Genomic DNA, 18,177 nt, shown 5'->3' on the forward strand with positions numbered 1-18,177 from the left:
TCAAGGTCGCGACGCGCGGCGTCACCGTCGAGTCACAGGACTTCTGCGGCGGCGCGATGGTCCGCGTCGCCGCGGGGGAGCCGTGGGATGCGTTCGTCGCCCATGCGATCGACTCGGGGTGGGCGGGTGTCGAGGCGCTCTCGGGCATCCCGGGCTGCGTCGGGTCGACGCCGGTGCAGAACGTCGGAGCCTACGGCCAGGAGGTCGCCCAGACCATCGCGCGCGTCCGCACGTGGGACCGCGCCCGCGAGGAGGTCCGCACGTTCACGGCGGCCGAGTGCGACTTCTCCTACCGCCACTCCCGGTTCAAGGGCACCCCGATGCCGCCCCGCACGACGGGTGCGGAGATCTCGGCGGCGCTCGGCGGGTTCTCGCCCCGCTACGTCGTCCTCGACGTGACGTTCCAGTTCGAGGTCGCGGACCTCTCGAAGCCGATCGCCTATGCCGACCTCGCGAAGGGGCTCGGCGTCGAGCTCGGCGCCCGGGTGCCGCTCGCGGACGCGCGCGAGGCGGTCCTCGAACAACGTCGTCGTCGCGGCATGGTGCTCGACGCGGACGACCCCGACACGTGGAGCTGCGGCTCGTTCTTCACCAACCCGATCCTCCCCACGGACCGCATGGACGCTCTCGTCGAACGCATCCACGAGGTCGCGGGGCCCGATCTCACGCCGCCGCGCTTCCCGGCCGACGACGGCCACGAGAAGACGAGCGCGGCGTGGCTCATCGACGAGGCGGGGTTCGACAAGGGCTATGGTCTGCCGGGCCCCGCGGGCCTGTCGACGAAGCACGTCCTCGCCGTGACGAACCGTGGCGAGGCGCGCGCCGCCGACGTCGTCGCTCTCGCCCGCGAGGTGCGTGACGGCGTCGAGGAGCGGTTCGGGGTCCGTCTCGTCAACGAACCCGTCCTCGTCGGCCTCACCCTCTGACGCTCCGGACGGCGCCCCACAGGGAGAGCTTCGGCCGCACGCGGCGAGGGGCTGAACCCCGGCGGGTGCGTCACCGCAGGATGTCGCCGAAGCCCTGGTCGTTCCCCGGCCAAGGCCTCACGATGCTCCGTGCCCGTGGTGCGTCCTCGTGCCCCCGGCCCGGCTGTGCCGGGCGCGGCGACGTCCGGCCCCGGGGCCTGGGGGATCAGTCCTGCCGCGTGGACGGGGCGTCGGTGTCGTCGGCCTCGAGCCAGGCCCGGATGTCGGCGAAGGCAGAGTCTTTGGTCGCCTGCGGGGCACGGCTGCCCTCGAGGGACATCCTGGCGAGGTCGGCGAGTTCGGCGTCGTCGAATCCTTGTGCGGCGCGAGCGAGCTCGTACTGGTCGGCGAGGCGCGAGCCGAAGAGGAGCGGGTCGTCGGCGCCGAGGGCGATGCGGGCCCCCGACTCGTAGAGCCGACGCAGGGGCACGTCGGACGGCGTCCCGTAGACGCCGAGGCCCACGTTGCTGCCGGGGCACACCTCCAGGGTGACGCCCTCGCGGACGACCTCGGCGAGCACCTCGGGATCCTCGATGCTGCGCACCCCGTGACCGATGCGGTCGGGCCGGGCCGCCTCGAGCGTCGAGCGCACGGCGTCGGCGCCGAGGAGCTCTCCGCCGTGGGGGACGATGGCGAGCCCGGCCTTGCGGGCGATGCGGAACGCGCCCTCGAACTCCTCGACGTGACCGCGGCGCTCGTCGTTGGAGAGGCCGAAGCCGATGACGCTGCCGGGCCCCTCGCCCGCGTGCTGGGCGGCGAGCCGAGCGAGGGTGCGCGCGTCGAGGGGGTGCCGGATCCGGCTCGCGGCGACGACGATCCCCACCCCGACGGGGCCGGCCTCGCTCACGCGGCGCGCCTCGTCGAGGACGATCTCGAGGGCGCGGGTGAGACCGCCGACGTGGGGGGCGTAGCTCGTGGGGTCGACCTGCATCTCGAGCCAGCGCGACCCCTCGGCGGCGTCGTCCTCGGCGGCCTCGGCGACGATGCGGCGCATGGTGCCCTCGGAGCGCACGCAGGCGCGGGCGGCGTCGTAGAGGCGTTGGAACCGGAACCAGCCGCGTTCGTCGACGGCCGCGAGCTGCGGCGGCCAGTCATCGACGAGGGCGCGGGGGAGGCGGGCCCCCTGCTCCCGGGCCGTCTGCATGAGGGTGGAGAACCGCATGGACCCGGTGAAGTGCAGGTGGAGGTGCGCCTTGGGAAGGGTGCTGACCGGCCTGCTCACCCCTCCAGTCTCCCAGACGGACCGCTCCGGGGGCCCCGTCGGGGCGGGTGACGGGGCGTGTCGGCAGGTTCCGGACGGGCGTCCGACGTGCGGCGACGCACCGTGGGAACGGCCCGGGTTGGCGTATCCGGCGACCTCTCCCGTATGCTCTCCGTCTGGGTGAGACCGGCACGAGCTCGTGCCGCCTGACCCGTAGGGCAGTGGCTCAATTGGTAGAGCACCGGTCTCCAAAACCGGCGGTTGGGGGTTCGAGTCCCTCCTGCCCTGCGAAGACGGATGTTGTCGAGGACGAAAGGGTCGCCGCGGAGAATCCCGTATCCCGCTCCCCGCGAGTGGTGACCCAGGAGATGAGGACACGTGAGCGACCAGAGCACGGCGACGCGAGCGTCCGCCCGGCAGCGACGCCCCGAGGGCGGAAACGTCGTCACGAGGTTCTTCTCCTCGATCGCGCTCTTCATGAGCCAGGTGCTCGACGAGATGCGCAAGGTGGTCCGTCCCACGCGCAAGGAACTCACCACCTACACCACGGTGGTCATCCTCTTCGTCACCACCGTGATGCTCTTCACGATCGCGATCGACGCCCTCTCCACCCGTCTCGTCGGCTGGGTGTTCGGCGGCGCCTGATCCGGCCCCGCCTCTCCGCGTCCCACGACGCCCCCATCGAGTACCTCGCCCCGGACCCGTTCCGGGGCGTCCCGTATCAGGCAAGGAAGTGAGTTCACCCGTGAGCGAGTCGGAGTTCCAGCCCGAGGCCGTCGAGGAGGCCCAGGTGCCCGTCGCCGAGTTCTCGGAGGACCTGGAGGTCGACGAGACCACCGGTGAGGTCGTCGAGCCGGAGACCGACGAGGCCGTCGACGTCCCCGACGGAGGCGACGCGGACGAGTCCGACGAGGACGCGGACGCCGAGGCCGCCGCGGAGGCCGGCGACGAGGCCACGGGCGAGGTCGTCGAGGGCGACCGGGTCGAGGCGGAGGACGAGGCCGAGGAGCCGGAGGAGGACCCGGTCGACGCGCTCCGTCGCGAGCTGCGGTTCCTCCCGGGTGACTGGTACGTCATCCACTCCTACGCGGGCTACGAGAACCGCGTGAAGCAGAACCTCGAGCAGCGCGTCACCTCGCTCAACATGGAGGAGTACATTTTCCAGGCCGAGGTGCCGATGGAGCAGGTCACCGAGATCAAGAACGGCCAGAAGAAGGTCGTCCGTCGCGTCCGGATGCCCGGGTACGTCCTCGTCCGCATGGACCTCACCGACGAGAGCTGGGGTGCCGTGCGTCACACGCCGGGCGTCACCGGGTTCGTCGGCAACGCGCACCAGCCGGTGCCGCTGGGCCTCGAGGAGATCGTCTCGATGCTCGCCCCGCAGGTCGAGCGTGAGGCCGCCGCCGGTGCGGCGACCGCCCCGAGCCGTCAGGATCCGGCCACGGTGGCCTCGACGACGGTCGTCGACTACGAGATCGGCGAGTCCGTCACGGTCATGGAGGGCCCCTTCGAGACGATGCCGGCGACGATCTCCGAGATCCTCCCCGAGCAGCAGAAGCTCAAGGTCCTCGTCTCGATCTTCGGTCGTGAGACCCCGGTGGAGCTCGGCTTCAACCAGGTCGCCAAGATCTGATCCAACGACGACATCGCGCCCGCCCCGGTCCTCGCACCGGGGCGGGCGTCGTCGTGTGGGGTCGCTCGTCCTTCGTGATCCGGCGTCGTGATCCCGGCGTGGTGGTCCGAGGCGGGTGCGTCGCGGCGTGGGAGCGGGGAGGCGGCCGGACGATTCGCGCCGCGCCCCCGGGGGCGCGTACCGTGGACCCTCGGTGCCCGGCGTGTCCGGGCGCCCGCGGTCGGAGCCCCGGCCGTTGCTGCAACCGGGTCATCGCCCACGGCGTGGGCCCACGAAGCGAAAGAGGAGCGACATGCCTCCGAAGAAGAAGGTCGCCGGCTACATCAAGCTGCAGATCCAGGCCGGTGCGGCCACGCCCGCGCCGCCGGTGGGTCCGGCTCTGGGTCAGCACGGTGTCAACATCATGGAGTTCGTCAAGGCGTACAACGCCGCGACGGAGTCCCAGCGCGGCAACGTCATCCCGGTCGAGATCACGGTCTATGAGGACCGCTCGTTCACCTTCATCACGAAGACGCCGCCGGCCGCGGAGCTCATCAAGAAGGCCGCGGGTGTGGCCAAGGGTTCCGGCGAGCCGCACAAGACCAAGGTCGCGAGCCTCACCGACGACCAGGTGCGTGAGATCGCCGAGCAGAAGATGCAGGACCTCAACGCGAACGACATCGAGCAGGCGAAGAAGATCATCGCCGGCACGGCGCGTTCGATGGGCATCACGGTCAAGTGAGTCGTTGAACGTCGACTCCGTTGCGGGGTCCGCCACGAGGGCCGCAGGTGTGCGCACCTGCGGCCCTCGTGCGTTCCTGTGCGGGGGGCGAGCCGGGGCGGGTCCGCGTTGTGCATGCCCGGAACCGGGGTGGGTTGGGCCGTGCCGAGACGGCGGATGCGGGGTCGGGCCGGTCGTGTGGCAAAATGGATCCTCGTGGCAGGGCCGAGCGCGGCCCGTTGGACCACGACTCCGCCGCCCGCCCCGGTCCCCGGGCCGACGATGCGGGCTCATCACCTCAGAGGAGCATCATGAAGCGCAGCAAGGCCTACCGCGCCGCCGCCGAGAAGATCGACCAGAGCAAGCTCTACTCGCCGCTCGAGGCCGTCCGCCTCGCCAAGGAGACGGCGACGACGAAGTACGACTCGACCGTCGAGGTCGCGCTCCGTCTCAGCGTCGACCCCCGCAAGGCCGACCAGATGGTCCGTGGCACGGTCAACCTTCCGCACGGCACCGGTAAGACGGCGCGCGTCCTCGTGTTCGCGAACGGTGCGAACGCCGAGGCCGCCCGCGAGGCCGGCGCCGACTTCGTCGGCTCGGACGACATGCTCGAGAAGGTCCAGGGTGGCTGGCTCGACTTCGACGCCGTCGTCGCGACCCCTGACCTCATGGGCAAGGTCGGTCGTCTCGGCAAGGTCCTCGGTCCGCGTGGTCTCATGCCGAACCCGAAGACCGGCACGGTGACGATGGACGTCGCGAAGGCCGTCTCCGACATCAAGGGCGGAAAGATCGAGTTCCGCGTCGACAAGCACAGCAACCTCCACTTCATCATCGGCAAGGCCTCCTTCGACGAGAAGGCCCTCGTGGAGAACTACGGTGCGGCGCTCGAGGAGATCCTCCGTCTCAAGCCGTCCGCGAGTAAGGGTCGCTACATCAGCAAGGCCACGATGGCCACGACGATGGGCCCCGGCATCCCGCTCGACGGCAACCGCACCCGCAACCTCACGGCGGAGGACGAGGCCTGAGCCTCTTACCCGTCTCACCGACGCCCGTCCCGTTCTCGGGGCGGGCGTTGTCGTGTGTGGGAGGGTGTGACGTCCGGCGTCGGGTGCGCAGGTCCCTCGCGACATGCGGCGAAGGCCACTTCTCATCGCGTTTTCCGCAATCGATCCCGTCGGTTTCGGTGGAATCTTCGGCGGCAGTCACGCTGGAGGCGTGTCGGGCCCGTACAGTGTGAGACGCCGCGACGCCGTCGCGGACGGGACGGAACACCGGCGAGGCCGCGAGGAAGGGGTCGACGATGACCCAGGGCACATCCCAGGGGACGAACGGCGAGTCGACGTGGTTGGGCGGAGGCGAGGGCACGGAGCCGCACGTCGACGACCGCCCCCTGTCAGCCGCGGCGTCCCTCGGCGACGACGTCCTCGACGAGATCGCGCAGCGGGTGCTGTGGACGGCGACGGCGATCGTCGACGCCGCGAACCGCGGTCGGGAGAACACCTCGGGGGTCAAGGCCGGCGGCCATCAGGCGTCGAGCGCGTCGATGGTCGGCATCATGACGTCGCTGTGGTTCTCGGAGCTCACGTCGGCGGATCGGGTGTCGGTCAAGCCGCACGCCTCGCCGGTGCTTCACGCGATCAACTACCTGCTGGGGGACCTCGACGAGTCCTACCTCCCGCGTCTGCGTGAGCTGGGCGGTCTGCAGAGCTATCCGAGCCGCCGCAAGGACCCCGACACGGTCGACTTCTCGACGGGCAGCGTCGGCATCGGTGCGACGGCGCCGATCTGGGCGGCGATGAGCCACCGGTACCTCCGTGACCGCGACCAGGACATGCCTGCGGGCGGCCGTTTCATCAGCCTCCTCGGCGATGCGGAGCTCGACGAGGGTGCGGTGTGGGAGGCGATCACCGACCCCGGCGTGCGTCAGCTGGGCGAGATCACGTGGATCGTCGACCTCAACCGTCAGTCGCTCGACCGGATCATCCCCGACGTGCAGATCAAGCGTCTCGTCGGCATGTTCGAGGCGGCCGACTGGCAGGTGCTCACGTGCACGTGGGGCCGTCGGATCGAGGAGGTCTTCGCGCGGCCCGGCGGCGAGCTGCTGCGTGAGCGGCTCGAGACGATGCCGAACGAGGAGTACCAGCGCCTGCTCCGCGCCCGCCCCCAGGAGCTCCACGAGCGGGTGCTCGGGGGCGACGCGCCCGCGGAACTCGAGCGTCTGCTGGGCGAGTTCGAGCCGCGGGAATTCGCCCAGGTCATCCGTGACCTCGGTGGCCACGACATCGGTCTGCTCCTCGAGACGTACGAGCAGATCGACGACTCCCGCCCGACGGTGGTCTTCGCGTACACGGTCAAGGGGCGTGGCCTCGCGACGGAGGGGCACCCGCAGAACCACTCGGCGATGATCACCGCCGAGCAGCTCTCCGAGCTCGCCGAGCTGTCGGGGATGGACCCGGAGGACCCGTGGCATCGCTTCGAGCCCGGGTCGGCCGCGGCGCGCCGGTGTGAGGAGGCTGCGGCTCGTCTCGCGCGTCCGGCCGTCCCCGCCCCGACGCCGGTCGACGTGCCGGCGGAACTCCCGTGGCGGCCGAAGGCGGTCGGGTCGACGCAGGCCGCCCTCGGGCGGGTCCTCTCCGACCTTCTCCGGGCCGCCCCCGACGTCGCCGGGCGGGTCGTCACCCTCAGCCCCGACGTCGCGTCCTCGACGAACCTCGGCGGGTGGATCAACAAGACCGGGGTGTGGTCGGTGCGCGACCGCACGGACTGGTTCGCCGACGACGCCGAACGCGTCCTCAAGTGGACGGAGGGCAGTGGCGGTCAGCACATCGAGCTCGGCATCGCCGAGGTCAACCTCGTCTGCCTGGCCGGTGAGCTCGGGGCGACGTGGAGCCGGTGGGGGCGTCCGCTCATCCCCGTCGCCACCGTCTACGACCCGTTCGTCTCCCGCGCACTCGAGCCGTGGTCGTACGGCATGTACGCCGGTGGGCAGTCGATCCTCGTCGGCACCCCGTCGGGTGTGACGCTCGCTCCCGAGGGTGGGGCGCACCAGTCGATCACGACCCCGTCGATCGGTCTCGAGCAGCCCGAGTGCGTGGCCTACGAGCCGGCGTTCACCCAGGACCTCGAGTGGTGCCTCCTCGCAGCGATGGCCCGCATCGGTCGGCCCGACGGGGAGTCGGCGTACTTCCGACTCTCGACCCGCCCCGTCGTGCAGGCGCTCGCGGCCGTCCCCGAGGACCCCATGCTGCGGGAGCGTCGCCGCGAGCAGGCCGTCGCGGGCGGCTACCGCCTCGACGACACGACGCCGGGGGAGGAGGACGTCACCCTCGTCGGTGTCGGCGCGATCATGCCGGAGGTCCTCGCCGCGGCCGAGCGCCTCCGTGAGTTCGGTGTCACCGCCGGGGTCGTCTGTCTCACGAGCCCCGACCTCGTGTTCCGCTCGCTCCAGGCGCGAGGATCGCTCTCCGGTGCGCGTGCCGGTGGCATCGTCGACGTCCTCTTCCCCGAGGAGCGGCGCGCCCCGCTCGTCACCGTCCTCGACGGCCACCCGCACACCCTCACGTTCCTCGCCGGGGTGCGGGGCGACCGCATCGCGTCGCTCGGCGTCTCGATGTTCGGGCAGTCGAGCGGGATGGAGGACGCGCACCGTCTCCACGCCATCGACGCGGAGTCCGTCGTCCGTGCCGCGTACGACCTCGTGGGGCGCTGAGGTCGCAGACCACCGGCATGACGACGGCCCACCTCCGGACCTCCGGGGGTGGGCCGTCCGCGTGTCGTCGACGCCTCGTCGGTGGTGGTCCGCGGCGTCCGGTGGTGGGGTCGATGTCGTGGGTGGCCGTTCGCTGTAGCGCGGTCGGGGATGGTCATCGTGGTGGGATTTGGCCCCTCGCGCGGGGTGCGCCTAGACTGGGGGAGACCCATGACCGCCGGTTGTCGGATCATCACGTCCGACCGAAGGCCCCTACACACGGGGCATCCAGCGCAGGCCACCGAGAACGTTCACCGAGCAGATCCTGTTCGGTCGTGTGCTCCCGTTGCCCTGTGCACGGGAGCTTTTGTCGTCGTAGGGGCCGTGGGTGCCGGCATCACCTTAAGGAGGCCCTATGGCAACGCCCGCGAAGCAGGCAGCCATCGCCGAGCTCACGGACAAGTTCCGCGAGTCCGGTGCGGCCGTGCTGACGGAGTACCGCGGCCTGTCCGTGGCCCAGCTGTCCGAGCTCCGCTCGCAGCTGCGCCCGAACGGTAGCTACGCCGTCGCGAAGAACACGCTCACCGAGCTCGCCGCCAAGGAGGCCGGAGTCACGGCCTTCGACGGTCAGCTCGTCGGCCCCTCGGCCATCGCCTTCGTCACCGGTGACCCGGTCGAGGCGGCCAAGGTGCTGCGTGACTTCGCCAAGGCCAACCCCCTCCTCGTCATCAAGGCCGGCGTCCTCGACGGCAAGGCCTTGAGCGCGGAGGACATCACCAAGCTTGCCGACCTCGAGTCGCGTGAGGTCCTGCTGGCCAAGGCTGCAGGCGCGATGAAGGGCAAGCTCAACCAGGCCGTGTCGCTGTTCGCCGCTCCGCTGTCGCAGACGGCGCGCGTGATCGACGCCCTCCGGGCGAAGGTCGAGACGACCGGTGGGGCCGCTACGGCTCCCGCCGAGGCCCCCGCCGACGCCGCCGAGGGTGGCGACGAGGCCTGACGCTTCACGCGTCCGGCCACCCCAGTTCAGCCACTCACGGCACGTAGTTCGTTCTAGGAAGGAAGCCAATCATGGCGAAGATGTCCACCGAGGAGCTCCTCGGCGTTTTCGAAGAGATGACCCTCATCGAGCTCTCCGAGTTCGTCAAGGCGTTCGAGGACAAGTTCGAGGTCACCGCTGCGGCTCCGGTCGCGGTTGCGGCCGCGGGCGCCCCGGCTGCGGGCGGCGGCGACGCCGGCGCTGCCGAGGAGAAGGACGAGTTCGACGTCATCCTCGAGTCCGCCGGTGACAAGAAGATCCAGGTCATCAAGGAGGTCCGCGCCCTCACGTCGCTCGGCCTCAAGGAGGCCAAGGACCTCGTCGACGGCGCCCCCAAGCCCGTCCTCGAGGCCGCGAAGAAGGAAGACGCGGAGAAGGCCAAGGCTGCCCTCGAGGGCGCCGGCGCCACCGTCACCCTCAAGTGACGTTCGCCTCCGTCTGCTGAGTTCGTTCTCGGCACACACGAACGGGGCGGGATGGACATCATGTCCGTCCCGCCCCGTTCGTCGTGTCGGGCGGGTGCACCGCCCGGCGTGTCGCGGCGTCAGCCCCCGGCGGTGAGGCCGGTGGTGGCGTTGTCCTCGAGGCGGAGGAACTCGAGGTGGTCCTCGTACTGGTCGAGGACGTCGTGGATGAGCTGGGCCCGGCTGTAGCCCATGACGTCGTAGCCCTGTCCACCCGCGGCGAGGTGGACGTGGAGGCGTCCGATGACATCCTTCCCGTAGACCATTCGGCCGCCGTAGGCAGGTGCCTGGGCGGCCTCGACGTGCACCGCGTAGACGAACGGGTGCGGCCCGTCGTCGGCGCGGAGCTCGACGGAGTCGGGGAGGTCTCCGCCCTCCGTGGTGACGGTGGCGCCGACGCCCTGCTGCGTGAGTTCCTCGCCCACCGCGACGAGCGCCGGGCGGACGACGCGGACGAGGTAGCGGCGCGCGGCCTCGGGGTCGCTCGCCTCGAGGAGACGTTCCAGGCGCGCCTTCCACTCGCCGGCGCCGGCCCCGTCGGGTCCGGACATCGGCGGGAGGGTGGGGCGGCGTCGCCCGTCCGCGAGGTGCGCCTCGACCTGGAGCGCCCGCGAGAGGCTCACCATGACGAGGATCATCACGACGGCGAACGGGGCGCCCATGATGACCGTCGCGTACTGGAGCGTGACGATGCCGCCGACCATGAGCATCGCGATGGTGAGCAGGCCGGTGGTCGCGGCCCAGACGATGCGCAGCCAGGGCGCGGCGTCCTCGTGCGGGTCGGAGATCCGCGAACTGAGGTTCGCCATGACGAGGGCGCCGGAGTCGGCGGACGTCACGTAGAAGAGCAGCCCGACGAACGTCGCGAGCGCGATGAGGATGCCCGAGCCGGGATACTGCTGGAGCAGCGTGTAGAAGCCCCGTTCGGGGGTGGCGGAGGCGAGTTCGCCGAACGCCGTGTCGCCCGAGCGGATGCGGTCGATGGCGGAGTTCCCGAAGATCGACACCCACATGACGATGTAGCTGAACGGAAGGATCATCGTCCCCGCGACGAACTGGCGGATCGTGCGTCCCTGGCTGATGCGCGCGAGGAACATCCCGACGAAGCTCGCCCAGGCGATCCACCAGGCCCAGAAGAACAACGTCCACAGCGACATCCACTCGGCGCGCTGGTCGTAGGCGAACGTCTGCCCGGTGAGCTCGGGGAACGTGGCCACGAAGCGGCCGATGTTCTGCACGAGCGCGTTGAGCAGGAACGTCGTCCGCCCCGCCACGAGCACCCACGCCGCGATGCCGATGGCGAGGAGCACGTTGAGCTGGCTGAGGATCCGGATGCCCTTGGCGACGCCGGTCGTGGCGGACACGGCCGCCATGACGACGGCGACGACGACGAGGGCGATCTGGGTTCCGAGGCTGGTGCCGGTGCCGAACAGCATGTCGAGCCCGACGGACAGGGACACGACGCCGATGCCGAGGGAGGTCGCGACGCCGAAGATCGTGCCGAGCATCGCGGCGATGTCGACGGCGTGCCCGATGGGCCCGTCGAGGTGACGGCCGAGCAGCGGGGTGAGGGCCGAGCGGACCGCGAGGGGCTGGTGGCGCCGGTACGCGAAGTACGCGAGCGCCATCCCCATGACGGAGTACATGGCCCAGCCGCTGATGCCGTAGTGGAAGAGCGTCCAGACGATCGCGTCGTTCGCCGCCTCGACGGTGCCGCCCTTGCCGGTGGGCGGTTCGAGGAACTGGGACACGGGTTCGGCGACCGAGAAGAACATGAGGTCGGTGCCGATGCCCGCGGCGAAGAGCATCGCCGCCCACGAGAAGGTCGAGAACTCGGGGGTCACGTGGTCGGGGCCGAGGCGGACGTTCCCGTAGCGGGAGAGCGCGACGACGAGGACGAACACGACGCAGAGGGTGGCGAGGGCGATGTAGTACCAGCCGAATCCGGCCGAGACCGCGGCGACGGCATCGCCGATCACGGTCTCGGCCTGGCCGCGGGCGAGCATCGCCCACAGCGCGACGGCGAGGACTCCCACCAGGGAGCCGCCGAAGACGACGGGGTTGACGCGGTTCACCGTCGTCTTCGTCTCGGCGGCGCCGGTGCTGGGGGCCCCGGTGCCGTTCGTCGTCGGACTCATCCGAGGCCGACCTGCCCTCCGGGGTTACCGGCCGCGCGCGCGACGCCCGCCGCCGAGGGTGGCTCGGTGGTGGCGTCCCACGCGGAGTTGCGGGGGTCGCCCTCGGGGAAGAGGGTCATGCCGGTGCCGTGGCGGTAGAACGGCGCGTGCGAGGGGGGGAGGGGCGTGTTGCCGAGGATGAGGTCGGCGGCCTTCTCGGCGACCATCATCACGGGGGCGTACGTGTTGCCGTTGGGCACGTAGGGGAAGACGGAGGCGTCGACGACGCGGAGTCCTTCGACGCCGTGGACGCGCATCGTCCGCGGGTCGACGACGCTCATGTCGTCGGTGCCCATCTTGGCAGTACAGGAGGGGTGGAGGGCGGTCTCGCCGTCGCGCGCGACCCAGTCGAGGATCTGTTCGTCGGTCTCGACCTCGGGTCCGGGGGAGATCTCGCCGGCGGAGAACGCGGCGAAGGCGGGCTGGGCGAAGATCGTGCGGGCCGCGCGGACCATCTCGACCCACTCGCGACGGTCGTTGTCGGTGGAGAGGTAGTTGAACCGGATGGCGGGGTGCTTGCGCGGGTCGGTGCTCGTGATCTTCACGGTGCCACGGACGTCGGAGTACATCGGTCCGATGTGCACCTGGTAGCCGTGGGGGGCGGCGACGGAGCTTCCGTCGTACCGCACGGCGATCGGCAGGAAGTGGAACATGAGGTTCGGGTACTTCACGTCGTCGTTGCTGCGGATGAAACCACCGGCCTCGAAGTGGTTGCTCGTGCCGATGCCCTTGCGGAACAGCCATTCGAGGCCGATCTGCGGGGCCTTCCAGTTGCTGAACCAGGGCCCGAGGGAGACGGGCTGGCTGCTCGCGTGCTGGACGTAGACCTCGAGGTGGTCCTGGAGGTTCGCGCCGACGCCGGGCAGGTCGGCGACGGGCGTGATGCCGAGCGCGGAGAGCTCGTCGGCGGCGCCGATGCCGGCGAGCTGGAGGAGCTGGGGCGAGTTGAAGGCGCCACCGCAGAGGATGACCTCGCGGGCGGCGACGCTGCGGTGGGCGCGGCCGGCGCGGAGGTAGTCGACGCCGACGACGCGGTTGCCCTGCGTGCGGAGGCCGGTGACGTGCGCGAGGGTCTCGATGGTGAGGTTCTTGCGGTCGCGCACCGGGTGGAGGTAAGCGCGGGAGGCGGAGAGGCGACGGCCCTTGTGGACGTTGCGGTCGAAGCGGCCGAAGCCCTCCTGGCGGTACCCGTTGACGTCGTCGGTGAGCGGGAACCCGGCCTGCTGCGCGGCCTCGAAGAAGGCACCGAACAGGGGGTTCTGGGCCTCGCCGCGCTCGAGCACGAGCGGGCCGGAGCCGCCGCGCCAGGCGTCGGCGCCCTCGAGACACGTCTCCATGCGCTTGAAGTAGGGGAGGCAGTGGGCGTAGTCCCACGTCTCCATGCCGGTGTCGGCGGCCCAGCGCTCGTAGTCCATGGGGTTGCCGCGCTGGAAGATCATGCCGTTGATGCTCGAGGAGCCACCGAGGACCTTGCCGCGGGCGTGCGCGAGGCGACGGCCGTGCATGTAGGGCTCGGGCTCGGTCTCGTACTGCCAGTCGTAGAGCGAGTTGCCCATGGGGAAGGGCAGCGCGGCCGGCATGTGGATCAGCGGGTCGAACTTGAAGTCCGAACGGCCGGCCTCGAGGACGAGGACGCTCGTGCCGGGGTCGGTGGAGAGGCGGTTGCCGAGCGCGGAGCCGGCCGATCCACCTCCGACGATGACGTAGTCGTAGGTCTTGGTCATGGTGTCTCCTCGTGTCGTCGGGGCGACGGGCTCGTGCCCCGGGTGGTGTGGCGGTGGGGTGCGTACCCCTGCGGGCCGCGCCGGTGCGGCCCGCAGGGTGTACGTCAGTCGGTGGCTGCGCTGGGGCCGCCGGAGAACCACTCGGCGGGGGTGGGCTGCGTGTTGTGCCAGATGTGCTTGGTCTCGCGGTACTCCTCGAGCCCGGCAAGACCGAGCTCGCGGCCGACACCCGAGCGCTTCATGCCGCCCCATTCCGCCTGGGGGACGTAGGGGTGGTAGTCGTTGATCCACACGGTGCCGTGACGCAGGCGGCGGGCGACGCGTTCGGCGCGGCCGGCGTTCTCCGTCCATACGGCGCCGGCGAGGCCGTAGTGGGTGTCGTTGGCGATCTCGACGGCCGCGTCCTCCAGGGACTCGTCGTCGTCGCCGGAGAAGGTCTCGACGGTGAGGACGGGGCCGAACGACTCGTCGTGGACGCACGCCATGCCGCGGGTGCACCGGTCGAGGACGGTCGGCGGGTAGTAGGAGCCCTCGGCGAGCGGACCCTCGGTGGGGATCTCGCCGCCGCAGCGCAGTACGGCGCCGTCGGCGATCGCCTGCTCGACGTAGCCGTGGACCTTCTCGCGGTGGGTCTCGCTGATGAGGGGACCGCTCTCGGCGTCCTCGTCGAACGGGCCGCCGAGGCGGATGAGGCGGGCGCGGCGGACGATCTCGTCGACGACCTCGTCGTGGATCGACTCCTCGACGACGAGTCGCGCACCGGCGGAGCACACCTGACCGGAGTCGAGGAAGATCGCCGTGACGGCGTTGTCGATCGCGGCGGGCAGGTCGGCGTCGGCGAAGATCACGTTGGGGTTCTTGCCGCCGAGCTCGAGCGCGACCCGCTTGACGGTGCGTGCGGCGGTCTCGGCGATCGAGGTGCCGGTGGCGAGGCCACCGGTGAACGACACGAGGTCGACGTCCTCGGAGTCGGTGAGGGCGGGGCCGACGGCGGCGCCCGCGCCGAGGACGAGGTTGGCCACACCGGCGGGGAGTCCGACGCGCTCGAGGGCGTCGACGAGCCACAGCGCGGTATGGGGGGTGAGCTCGCTCGGTTTGAGGACGAACGTGTTGCCCGCGGCGAGGGCGGGAGCGACCTTCCAGGCCGTCTGGAGCAGCGGGTAGTTCCACGGCGTGATGAGGACGCACACCCCGACGGGCTCGTGGACGACGCGGCTGCTCACGGCGGGCATGCCGGGGTCGACGACGCGGCCGACGTCGGCCTGCGCGAGCCCGGCGAAGTGGCGGAACACGCCGGTGATGTCGTCGACGTCGATGCGGCACTCGACGAGGCGCTTGCCGGTGTCCTTCGCCTCGAGGGTGGCGACGGTCTCCTTCTCCTCCTGGAGGAGGTCGGCGACGCGGTGGAGGAGGGCGGCGCGCTCGGGGGAGGGGGTGGTGGGCCAGGGGCCGTGGTCGAAGGCCTTCCGGGCGGCGGCGACGGCGGACGCGGCGTCCTGCTCGTCGCATTCGGCGACCGTCGCGACGAGGGAACCGTCGGCGGGACAACGGATGTCGCGGGTGCCGCCCGCAACGGGGGCCCTCCATTTTCCGTCGATGTAGATCTCGGGCATGAGGAAATCTCCTGCGGTGGGGGACGGGGAGTCCGAAATCTTACGGATCGGCCTTTTCACCGTGGTTCCCGGGGGAGTGCGGAGGGTTCCCCAATACTCCCGTTCTCCAGCGCCTGAACAGGCCGATTGCCTACGATCGGAACGTGGGCGGTGTGCCTGCATCTTGTTGACATTCTCAGGAGGGCTCATGAGTGACCAGCGGTGGGAATCCGATCTTCTCGGACGTAAGGGGGTGCCGGCCGACGCCTACTACGGGGTGCATACGGTTCGCGCGGTGGAGAACTTTCCCATCTCCGGCCGGACGATCAGCGAGGTCCCCGCGATGGTCCGCGGCATGGTCATGGTGAAGAAGGCGACCGCCCTCACGAACAAGGAGCTCGGGGTCCTCGACGAGAAGATCGCCGACGCGATCGTCTGGGCGTGCGATGCGGTGCTGCAGGAGGGCCGCTGCATGGACCAGTTCCCCGTCGACGTCTTCCAGGGCGGCGCGGGCACGTCCCTCAACATGAACACCAACGAGGTCATCGCGAACCTTGCGCTCGAGCACCTCGGGGAGCCCAAGGGGTCCTACGAGGTCGTCAACCCCAACGACCACGTCAACCGGAGCCAGTCGACGAACGACGCCTACCCCTCGGGTTTCCGTCTCGCGGTCGATGAGATGCTCGGTCGTCTCGGTGAGGCACTCACCGCCCTGCAGCAGGCGTTCCGGGCCAAGGGCGAGGAGTTCTCCGAGGTCCTCAAGATGGGGCGCACGCAGCTTCAGGACGCGGTGCCGATGACCCTCGGCCAGGAGTTCACCGCGTTCGGCGTCACCCTGGGGGAGGAACTGCGTCACCTCGACTCGGCACGGGAGCTGCTCCTCGAGATGAACCTCGGCGCGACGGCCATCGGCACCGGCCTCAACACCCCGCCCGGATACGCCCCCCTCGCGGTGCGCCACCTCGCCGAGGTCACGGGCCGGCCCTGCGTCCCCGCCCCCAACCTCATCGAGGCGACGAGCGACTGCGGTGACTACGTCATGACGCACGCCGCCCTCAAGCGCCTCGCGGTCAAGCTCTCCAAGGTGTGCAACGACCTCCGCCTGCTCTCCTCGGGACCGCGGGCCGGCCTCAACGAGATCAACCTCCCGGAGATGCAGGCCGGGTCGTCGATCATGCCCGCGAAGGTCAACCCGGTCATCCCCGAGGTCGTCAACCAGGTCTGCTTCAAGGTCATGGGCAACGACGTCACCGTCGGATTCGGTGCCGAGGCCGGTCAGCTCCAGCTCAACGTCATGGAGCCGGTCATCGCGCAGGCCCTCTTCGAGTCGATGACGCTCCTCACGAATGCGTGCGAGACGCTGCGCACGAAGTGCGTCGAGGGCATCGTGGCCAACGAGGACGTCTGCCTCGGGTACGTGACGAACTCGATCGGCGTCATCACCTACCTCAACGACTACATCGGGCACGAGGCGGGCGACTCCATCGGCAAGGAGGCGGCCGCCACCGGCAAGGGAGTCCGCGAGATCGTCCTCGAACGGGGCCTCATGGACGCCGAGCTCCTCGACCGCGTCCTGTCCCGTGACAACCTCATGCATCCGGGTCGCCTCGCGATCACGGCCGACGACGTCACGAAGGATTCCAAGACGCGATGATCTGGCTACATCTGCTCGTCGTCCTCGCCGCGATCTTCCTGGGGGCGAGGCTCGGCGGCATCGCCATCGGTTTCGTCGGCGGCCTCGGGGTGCTCGTCCTCGCGCTGCTCGGCGTATCCCCGGGCGACATGCCGCTCGACGTCATCTCCATCATCATGGCGGTCATCTGCGCGATCGCCGCGATGCAGGTGGCGGGCGGCATGGACTACCTCGTCGACCTCGCCGAGAAGGTGCTCCGGCGCAATCCCAAGCACCTCGTGTTCCTCGCGCCGATCATCACCTACCTCATGACGCTCATGGCCGGCACGGGGCACACGGCGTTCTCGACGATGCCGGTCATCACCGAGGTCGCCAAGGAGAACGACATCCGGCCCTCCCGGCCGCTGTCGATCGCCGTGGTCGCCTCCCAGATCGCCATCACGGCGTCACCGATCTCGGCGGCGGTGGTCTACTTCTCCTCGTTGCTGGAGGAGAAGGGGGTGGGCTACCTGCAGGTCCTCGGCGTCGCGATCCCGTCGACGTTCATCGGCTGCATGCTCACCGCCTTCGTCATGACCCTCCTCGACAAGGCCAACCCGAACAGTCCGCTCTCGAAGTGCCCCGTCTACCAGGACCGTCTCGCGCGGGGTGTCGTCGAGGTCCGCGGGCCGGAGCGGCGCGAGGTCTCCCCGCACGCCCGCTCCTCGGTGCTCGTCTTCCTCGTCGGTCTCGTGGCCGTCATGGCGTACGCCACGGCGATCTCCGACAAGGTCGGCCTCATCGAGAACCCGCCGATGGCGCGCGACCAGGCGATCATCGCGTTCATGCTCACGATCGCCGCGGTGATCGTGCTTCTCGCGCGGGTCGCACCGGCGGACATCCTCTCGGCGTCGACGTTCAAGTCGGGGATGAGCGCCTCGATCTGCGTCCTCGGTGTCGCGTGGTTGGGGACGACGTTCGTCGCCGCCCACGAGAAGGCGATCCAGGAGGCCGCCGGCGGGCTGCTCCAGCAGTACCCGTGGATGCTCGCCGTCGTGCTGTTCTTCGCGGCGTCGCTCCTGTACTCGCAGGCAGCGACGACCAAGGCCCTCATGCCGTCGGCGCTCGCCCTCGGGGTCGCCCCCGCCGCGGCGCTCGCGGCGTTCCCCGCGGTGTCGGCACTGTTCGTCCTCCCCACCTACCCGACGCTGCTCGCGGCCGTCGAGATGGACGACACGGGGAGCACCCGGATCGGCAAGGCGGTGTTCGACCACCCCTTCATCCTCCCGGGCGTCCTCGCAATCTCGTTCTCGGTGGCCCTCGGCTTCCTCTTCGCGAAGCTCCTCGTCTGAGGGAGCCATGCGGCGGGGCCCTCCGCTCCGGAT

Annotated in this window: 14 protein-coding genes and 1 tRNA gene; 11 read left to right on the forward strand and 4 right to left on the reverse strand. The window is 70.3% G+C overall.

Going from position 1 to position 18,177, the window contains the following annotated elements; all coding sequences use genetic code 11:
- The coding region (locus tag MOPEL_RS11250) for a UDP-N-acetylmuramate dehydrogenase (RefSeq protein ID WP_009483033.1) at positions 1-926 on the forward strand (926 nt) is incomplete at its 5' end.
- Between the two features lie 205 nt (positions 927-1,131).
- On the opposite strand, the gene MOPEL_RS11255 is transcribed toward MOPEL_RS11250, so the two are convergent.
- Positions 1,132-2,187: an adenosine deaminase gene (locus MOPEL_RS11255; RefSeq protein WP_009483034.1), complete on the reverse strand. Its 1,056-nt coding sequence runs from the start codon at positions 2,185-2,187 to the stop codon at positions 1,132-1,134.
- Between the two features lie 194 nt (positions 2,188-2,381).
- Here MOPEL_RS11255 and MOPEL_RS11260 point away from each other — a divergent pair.
- The 8 genes from MOPEL_RS11260 (at position 2,382) to rplL (ending at position 9,648) form a co-directional block, all read left to right on the forward strand.
- Positions 2,382-2,454 (forward strand) — tRNA-Trp (locus tag MOPEL_RS11260).
- Positions 2,455-2,544: 90 nt separating this feature from the next.
- The gene (gene secE, locus MOPEL_RS11265) at positions 2,545-2,811 is read left to right on the forward strand and encodes a preprotein translocase subunit SecE (protein WP_009483035.1); all 267 of its coding nucleotides are present in this window, start codon (positions 2,545-2,547) and stop codon (positions 2,809-2,811) included.
- Between the two features lie 100 nt (positions 2,812-2,911).
- Positions 2,912-3,799, forward strand: a complete 888-nt coding sequence (gene nusG / locus MOPEL_RS11270) for a transcription termination/antitermination protein NusG (RefSeq protein ID WP_009483036.1) — start codon at positions 2,912-2,914, stop codon at positions 3,797-3,799.
- Between the two features lie 292 nt (positions 3,800-4,091).
- Positions 4,092-4,520 (forward strand): 50S ribosomal protein L11, encoded by a 429-nt coding sequence (gene rplK, locus MOPEL_RS11275; protein WP_009483037.1) that lies wholly within the window; start codon positions 4,092-4,094, stop codon positions 4,518-4,520.
- Positions 4,521-4,810: 290 nt separating this feature from the next.
- Positions 4,811-5,524, forward strand: a complete 714-nt coding sequence (rplA, locus tag MOPEL_RS11280; RefSeq protein WP_009483038.1) for a 50S ribosomal protein L1 — start codon at positions 4,811-4,813, stop codon at positions 5,522-5,524.
- 275 nt (positions 5,525-5,799) lie between these two features.
- On the forward strand, positions 5,800-8,208 hold the full coding sequence (locus MOPEL_RS11285) for a thiamine pyrophosphate-binding protein (protein ID WP_009483039.1): 2,409 nt from the start codon (positions 5,800-5,802) through the stop codon (positions 8,206-8,208).
- A 394-nt stretch (positions 8,209-8,602) separates the two neighbouring features.
- A complete protein-coding gene (gene rplJ / locus MOPEL_RS11290; RefSeq protein ID WP_009483040.1) occupies positions 8,603-9,184 on the forward strand; it encodes a 50S ribosomal protein L10 in 582 nt (193 codons plus the stop codon).
- Positions 9,185-9,255: 71 nt separating this feature from the next.
- Positions 9,256-9,648: a 50S ribosomal protein L7/L12 gene (gene rplL, locus MOPEL_RS11295; protein ID WP_009483041.1), complete on the forward strand. Its 393-nt coding sequence runs from the start codon at positions 9,256-9,258 to the stop codon at positions 9,646-9,648.
- Between the two features lie 119 nt (positions 9,649-9,767).
- Here rplL and betT read toward each other — a convergent pair whose 3' ends face one another.
- The 3 genes from betT to MOPEL_RS11310 all read right to left on the reverse strand — a co-directional run bounded on the left by betT (position 9,768) and on the right by MOPEL_RS11310 (position 15,201).
- A complete protein-coding gene (betT, locus tag MOPEL_RS11300) occupies positions 9,768-11,825 on the reverse strand; it encodes a choline BCCT transporter BetT (RefSeq protein WP_009483042.1) in 2,058 nt (685 codons plus the stop codon).
- The gene (betA, locus tag MOPEL_RS11305) at positions 11,822-13,588 is read right to left on the reverse strand and encodes a choline dehydrogenase (RefSeq protein ID WP_009483043.1); all 1,767 of its coding nucleotides are present in this window, start codon (positions 13,586-13,588) and stop codon (positions 11,822-11,824) included. Before betA ends, betT begins: the two co-directional genes overlap by 4 nt.
- A 104-nt stretch (positions 13,589-13,692) precedes the next feature.
- The gene (locus tag MOPEL_RS11310; RefSeq protein WP_009483044.1) at positions 13,693-15,201 is read right to left on the reverse strand and encodes an aldehyde dehydrogenase family protein; all 1,509 of its coding nucleotides are present in this window, start codon (positions 15,199-15,201) and stop codon (positions 13,693-13,695) included.
- A 187-nt stretch (positions 15,202-15,388) separates the two neighbouring features.
- Between MOPEL_RS11310 and aspA the strand changes: the two genes are divergently transcribed.
- Together aspA and MOPEL_RS11320 are read left to right on the forward strand one after the other, a co-directional pair.
- Positions 15,389-16,834, forward strand: coding sequence for an aspartate ammonia-lyase (gene aspA / locus MOPEL_RS11315; protein ID WP_009483045.1), 1,446 nt, complete (start codon positions 15,389-15,391; stop codon positions 16,832-16,834).
- Positions 16,831-18,144, forward strand: a complete 1,314-nt coding sequence (locus MOPEL_RS11320) for an anaerobic C4-dicarboxylate transporter (RefSeq protein ID WP_009483046.1) — start codon at positions 16,831-16,833, stop codon at positions 18,142-18,144. Before aspA ends, MOPEL_RS11320 begins: the two co-directional genes overlap by 4 nt.
- Positions 18,145-18,177: the final 33 nt, after the last annotated feature.

This window comes from Mobilicoccus pelagius NBRC 104925 (assembly GCF_000247995.1).
In the GTDB taxonomy this organism is placed as follows: domain Bacteria; phylum Actinomycetota; class Actinomycetes; order Actinomycetales; family Dermatophilaceae; genus Mobilicoccus; species Mobilicoccus pelagius.